Here is a 5,583-nt window from a genome sequence, read left to right as displayed (position 1 = left end):
GACATCCACCCACCCCAAACACAACGTCGGCCTGACCCACCAACGAGATGGATCAGGCCGACGTCACGACGAAGAGGCATTGGCCAACAGTGTCCCCGTGTGGGGCCCGCCCCTCGCCGGTGCGGTGTGGTGCGGTCGTGGGGCGCGGTGAGCGGGGGGTCAGCGGTGCCGCCCCTGACCGAATTCACCGCCCATGTCCTTGCCGCCCATACCCTTGCCACCCATGTCCTCGCTGCTCTTGGTGGTGCCGTCCGCGTAGTCGATCTGTTCCTTCCGCAGTTCGGCGGAGACTTCCTTCTGCTCGGTCACCTTCTTCGTTTCCATCCGTACCCGCTCCACCGGCACGGTCTCCTTGCGCATCGTGGCGCGTTCGGCGTGCAGCGTGACCTCCACGTCCTGCTCGGTGATGTCGGTCCGGCCGGCCGCCTTCTCGCCCGGCTTGAGCGGTTCACGGACCACACGTACCTCTTCGTGCGACACCGGCACGGTCCTGGTGACGTTCTCCGTGACGACGTACTTGTGCAGGCGGGCCTTGCCGCTCTCGTACTCCTCGGTGCCGATGTGGAGCTGTTCCTCGGAACGGATCAGCTCCTCCTTGCCGCTGAGGTCGGCGGTGGAGCGTTCGGCACCCGCACCCGCTCCGACCAGCGGACGGGACGTGCCCGAGGTCTCGGTGTCACGGTGCCTGCCGGTCCCGGTCCCGGTCCCCGCACCGGCCGCACCGGCCGAAGTGGTCCGGTCGGTCGTGCGCCCCGTGCCGGCGGCGCCCATGGCCCCGGCCCCTGCTGCCGCTCCCGCTCCAGCCCCGGCTCCGGCCGCGCCCATGGTGCCCGTACCGGTCGTCGTCGGTGCGTCGGCGCTCGTGGTGCCGCCGGTTCCGGCGCGGTCGCCGAGACTGGCCTCGGCGTTCCGGCTCAGGCCGTAGTGCCGGTAGAGCTCCTCCTCCTCGGCGACGGACAGATGGGCGTCCGCGTCCACCCGAGGGGCGTCCTTGACTCGGTCCTTCGGATGTGTGATGTGCAGGTCGGAGCCCACGCGACGGGCTCCGGCGAGAGGTACGAAACTCTCCTTCATACCGAACAGGCCGGTCTTCACCGTGATCCAGTCCGGCCGGCCGGTGTTGTCGTCGACATACACCCGCCCCACGTTGCCGATCTTCTCGCCCTCGGTGTCGTACACCGTCAGGCCGTCGAGCTCTCCGGAATCCGTGAAACCGTCAGCGGCTCCCATGACCGATCCCTCCTCGCCCGGGCGCGTCCTGTAGGTGGGTCCAGCAGGGGAGGCGCGTCCGGATTCCATCGCGCCTCACCCGGATGGACGCTGCAACCGCCCGGCCGTCGGAGGCCGGGGGCCGCACCCGCCCCACGTCGGCGCAGGCCCCGCGCGACGCCGTTGCGGGGGCCCCGGACCGATTACGCCAATCGAGTGAACGAAGGCGGGTGGCCCCCTGGGCCCGCGCCGCAGAAGGACGGCGCGGAACGGCCAGAACCCGAGACGGCCGCCGCCGACGGCTCCCTTCGATCGCGGCCGGCCCCGCCTCCGCTGCGAGTCCTGTCCGCCACCACCTCTGAGCAGGAAGTTCCCGCCACTGAGCGAATTTCCGGGAAACCCTTGACACCCGCTGGGGCCGCCAGCATCCTTTCGCCAGAAATCGCAACGCCGTTGCGATTTCCGCACCGACAGATGGACGACACGGACGAAGGAGGCGCGGCCCATGGCTGAGCACGGCACGGACACCAGGACCCCGGCCCCCGCCGGACAGCAGGCTCCCGGCGTGCTGCAGACCGTGGACCGGGCCCTGCTCGTGCTGCTCACGTTCACCGAGCAGCGCCCCGAGTGGGGCGTCAGCGAACTGGCCCGCCACCACGGCTGGGACAAGGCCGTCGTCCAGCGCCTGCTCACCACCCTGAGCGCGCGCGGCTTCCTGCTCTGCGACGGCAACAGCCGCCGCTACCGCCCGGGTCCCGCCCTGTCCCGGCTGGCCCGGGTCAGCGAGCACAGCGGAGTGCTGTCCTCGATCTCCCGTCCGGTACTCGCCCGGCTGCTCCGCGAGACCGGCGAGAGCGTCGTCCTCAACGTCCCGCACGGCGGCAGCTACCGCTGCGAAGCCGCCGTCGACGGCACCGGACCGGTCCGCTACACCGCGATCATCGGCGCCGTCATGCCCGGCCACGCCGGAGCGTCCGGGCACACCATCTTCGCGTACCACCCCGAGCGCGAGATCCGGCAGATGTTCGGTGCCACCGGACTGACGCGCTTCAACGACCGCACCATCACGGAGCTGGACGCGCTGCTCGCCTGCTACGCGCAGGTCCGCGCCGACGGCTACTGCGTCAGCCACGGCGAGTACGACGAAGCGGTGACCGCGGTCTCCGCCCCTGTCTTCCAGGGGGACGGTGTCCCCGCCTCCCTCACCGTCATCGGCCCCTCCCACCGTGTGGACCGGGCCGCCGACACCCTTGTGACGCTGGTACGCGCCGGAGCCGCGGAGATCACCGCCGCACTCGGCGGCTGAGCCCGCCTCGCAGAAACCGCTCCCATCGCGGCCCTCCCGCGCCGCCGGCCCGCTCCGGCTCCGCCCGGCCGCCCACCCCACGGGGACAGACCGACCTCCCCGCCCTGCTCACCGAAGGGGGTGCCCCATGGCGCACCACGTCTCCGCGCCGCACCCTGCCCCGCCGCCCGGTCCGGAAGAGTCCCGGCCGCACCCGAGGGTGACGGAACCCGTTCTGCTGGTCATCCTGGTCCTGCTCTCCGCCGTCGGAGCCGTCATCGGTATCGACCTGGTCTCGAAACTGGGCATCTCCGCCAACACCTCGGTGGTCGGCGCACTCGTCGCCATGCTGATCGGACGCATTCCCCTCGGCTTCCTGCGCCGGATGCGTTCGGTGCACCGCCAGAACCTCGCCCAGAGCGCCATCTCCGCCGCGACCTTCGCCTCGGCGAACGCGCTGCTGACCTCCGTCGCCGTGCCGTATGTGTTCGGCCGCGAGGACCTGGTCTGGCCGATGCTCGCCGGCGCGTTCATCGGTCTCCTCGTGGACGCCTGGGTGCTCTACCGGGCCTTCGGCTCCCGACTGCTCCCCGCCGACGCCGCCTGGCCGCCGGGCACCGCTGCCGCGGAGACCATCAAGGCCGGCGACCGGGGAGGACGCCGCGCCCTGATCCTGGCCGGCGGCACGGCGGTCGGACTCGCCGGCACGCTCTTCAGCCTGCCGCTCTCCGCAGCCGGTGTGGCCTTCCTCGGCAACGTCTGGGCGCTGATGATGTTCGGCATCGGCCTGATGCTGCGCCAGTACAGCCCCGACATCTTCCACACCGACCTCGGTGCCGGGTACATCCCGCACGGCGTCATGGTCGGAGCGGGCATCGTCGCACTCGGCCAGGCCGTCCATCTGCTCATAGGCCGGCGCGAGCGCAAGCGGAAAGAGGCCGAGGCGGAGGCTTCGAGCGTGGCGACGGTCCGTGAGACGGACCCGAGCACCGCCTGCACCGTCGACGAGAAGGCTCTGCGGCTCTCACTCGTCCGGGGCTACGCGCTGTTCACCGCGGGCGCCGTCGTCCTCGCCGTCCTCGGCGGACTGATCGGCGACATGAGCCCCCTCGGCATCGTCGGCTGGGTGCTGTTCGCCGCCTTCGCGGCCCTGGTCCACGAGCTGATCGTCGGCCTCGCAGCCATGCAGTCCGGCTGGTTCCCGTCCTTCGCGGTCACCCTGATCTTCCTCATCCTGGGCCTCGCCATCGGCATCCCGTCCGTGCCGCTCGCCCTGCTGGTCGGTTACGTCTCCGCCACCGGACCCGCCTTCGCCGACATGGGGTACGACCTCAAGGCCGGATGGCTGCTGAGACGCGAGCACCGCCCCTGGGACCCCTTCGAGCGCGAGGGCCGCCGCCAGCAGTTCATGGCCGCCCTCATCGGATTCGCCGTCGCCCTCGCCGTCGTCGCCCTGGCCTGGCGCTCCTACTTCGGACAGGGACTCATCCCGCCCGTCGCCAAGGTCTACGCCGACACCATCAAGAGCGGGCTCAGCGATCCGGACGCCGTCCGCACCATGCTGCTCTGGGCCATCCCCGGCGCGGCCATCCAGCTGATCGGCGGCACCCGCCGGCAGATGGGCGTCATGCTCGCCACCGGCCTGCTCATCCTCACCCCGCAGGCCTGCTGGCTGGTCCTCGGCGCCCTCGTCGTCCGGGTCGGATACCGCAAGCTGCGCGGCCCCGCCGCCGACGAGGAACTCAACCTGGTCGGAGCCGGACTGATCGCGGGCAGCTCGCTCGGCGACTCGGCCCAGATCCTCAAGACCTGACAGCCGCCCCCGAACCACATCCCGTACCACCGCACCACTCAGCACCACCCGCTTGGCAAGGAGAACCCCCCATGGACATGTACAGCAGGCTCGAACCGCGCCCCGAGTACCTCAGCTTCGAACTGGCCCTGGCCGCCCGCAAGCTCGTCGAGGAGGTCATGCTGGTCAAGCGCGGCGAGCACGTCGTCCTCACCGGAGACACCAGCAGCGACCGCCGGGTCATCGAGGCCACCGCCCAGGCCGTCGCCGCCGCCGGAGCGCACCCCGTCGTCGTCTGGTACGAGACGCTGCCCGGCGCCTCCATGGAGCCGCCCCGGCCCGTCGCCGGAGCCATCGCCGACGCCGACGTATGGATCGAGTTCGCGGTCTCGTACCTGATGCACTCCGACGCCTTCCGCGCCGCGATGGCGAACGGCTGCCGCTACACCAACCTCACCGCGATGGACGTCCAGATGCTGGTCGCCACCGTCGGCCGCCCCGACTTCCAGGGTGTCATCCGTCTCGGCAAGGCACTGGTCGCGCTTCTGGAGGCGGCCGACGAGGTCCGGATCACCTCCGCCAACGGCACCGACCTGGTCGGCCGCAACGGCGACCGGCCGATCAACCTGCGCGGCAAGCCGGCCGAGAAGCCCGGCGAGACCGTGATGCTCTCCGGCCAGATCTCCTGGAACCCTCTTGAGGAGACCCAGGACGGCGTACTCGTCTTCGACGGCGCCCTGTGGCCGCCGGACGAGATCGGCCTGCTGCGCTCCCCGGTCCGCTGCACCGTCGAGAAGGGCGTCGTCACCAAGATCGAGGGTGACGCCGACGCGGACACCTTCCGCCGCTGGATGGAGTCCTTCGACGACCCCAACATGTTCCGCATCGCGCACTGGTCGCTCGGTTTCAACCCCGGCGTCCTCGCCCCCACCGGCCGTATCGTCGAGGACGAGCGCGTCTTCGGCTGCGTCGAACTCGGCATCGGCACCAAGGGTGCCTGGATCGGCGGCGAGCCGTGGGTCGCCGCCGCCCACACCGACGGCAGCGTTCTCGGCCCGTCCATCTACCTGGACGGCGTCGCCATCGAGGAGAACGGGCGCTACGTGCACCCCGACCTCGTCGAGATCTGCCGCGACCTGGGCGTCGCCGGCTACTGAACCGACCGCCGGGCGGGGCCGCCCCCCCCCCGGGGGGGGGCCCCCCCCCCCCCCCGAAACCCCCCCCCCCCCCCCCCGCCCCCCCCCACACCCCCCCCCCCCCCGCTCCAACCGCCCCGGGCGCCAGGTCGGCACCCGCC

Annotated in this window: 4 protein-coding genes; 3 read left to right on the top strand and 1 reads right to left on the bottom strand. The window is 71.5% G+C overall.

The annotated features are described in order from the left end of the window. Nucleotides 1-159 precede the first annotated feature (159 nt). On the bottom strand, nucleotides 160-1,230 hold the full coding sequence (locus ACZ4LX_RS06950; RefSeq protein WP_467638664.1) for a PRC and DUF2382 domain-containing protein: 1,071 nt from the start codon (nucleotides 1,228-1,230) through the stop codon (nucleotides 160-162). A 484-nt stretch (nucleotides 1,231-1,714) separates the two neighbouring features. On the opposite strand from ACZ4LX_RS06950, the gene ACZ4LX_RS06945 reads away from it, so the two are divergent. The 3 genes from ACZ4LX_RS06945 to ACZ4LX_RS06935 all read left to right on the top strand — a co-directional run bounded on the left by ACZ4LX_RS06945 (nucleotide 1,715) and on the right by ACZ4LX_RS06935 (nucleotide 5,443). After that, nucleotides 1,715-2,515, top strand: coding sequence for an IclR family transcriptional regulator (locus ACZ4LX_RS06945; protein WP_467638667.1), 801 nt, complete (start codon nucleotides 1,715-1,717; stop codon nucleotides 2,513-2,515). 127 nt (nucleotides 2,516-2,642) lie between these two features. Continuing rightward, nucleotides 2,643-4,307: an OPT/YSL family transporter gene (locus ACZ4LX_RS06940; protein ID WP_467638670.1), complete on the top strand. Its 1,665-nt coding sequence runs from the start codon at nucleotides 2,643-2,645 to the stop codon at nucleotides 4,305-4,307. Nucleotides 4,308-4,378: 71 nt separating this feature from the next. Then, the gene (locus ACZ4LX_RS06935) at nucleotides 4,379-5,443 is read left to right on the top strand and encodes a 2,5-dihydroxypyridine 5,6-dioxygenase NicX family protein (RefSeq protein WP_467638673.1); all 1,065 of its coding nucleotides are present in this window, start codon (nucleotides 4,379-4,381) and stop codon (nucleotides 5,441-5,443) included. Nucleotides 5,444-5,583: the final 140 nt, after the last annotated feature.

It is taken from the genome of Streptomyces sp. NPDC026062, assembly GCF_055568375.1.
This window is presented reverse-complemented; position numbering and strand designations above follow the sequence as displayed.

Excerpts from the sequence above, each read along its gene's own strand:
- ACZ4LX_RS06935 (WP_467638673.1), top strand. The coding sequence starts at position 4,379 with ATGGACATGTACAGCAGGCTCGAACCGCGCCCCGAGTACCTCAGCTTC.
- ACZ4LX_RS06945 (WP_467638667.1), top strand. The coding sequence starts at position 1,715 with ATGGCTGAGCACGGCACGGACACCAGGACCCCGGCCCCCGCCGGACAG.
- ACZ4LX_RS06940 (WP_467638670.1), top strand. The coding sequence starts at position 2,643 with ATGGCGCACCACGTCTCCGCGCCGCACCCTGCCCCGCCGCCCGGTCCG.
- ACZ4LX_RS06950 (WP_467638664.1), bottom strand. The coding sequence starts at position 1,230 with ATGGGAGCCGCTGACGGTTTCACGGATTCCGGAGAGCTCGACGGCCTG.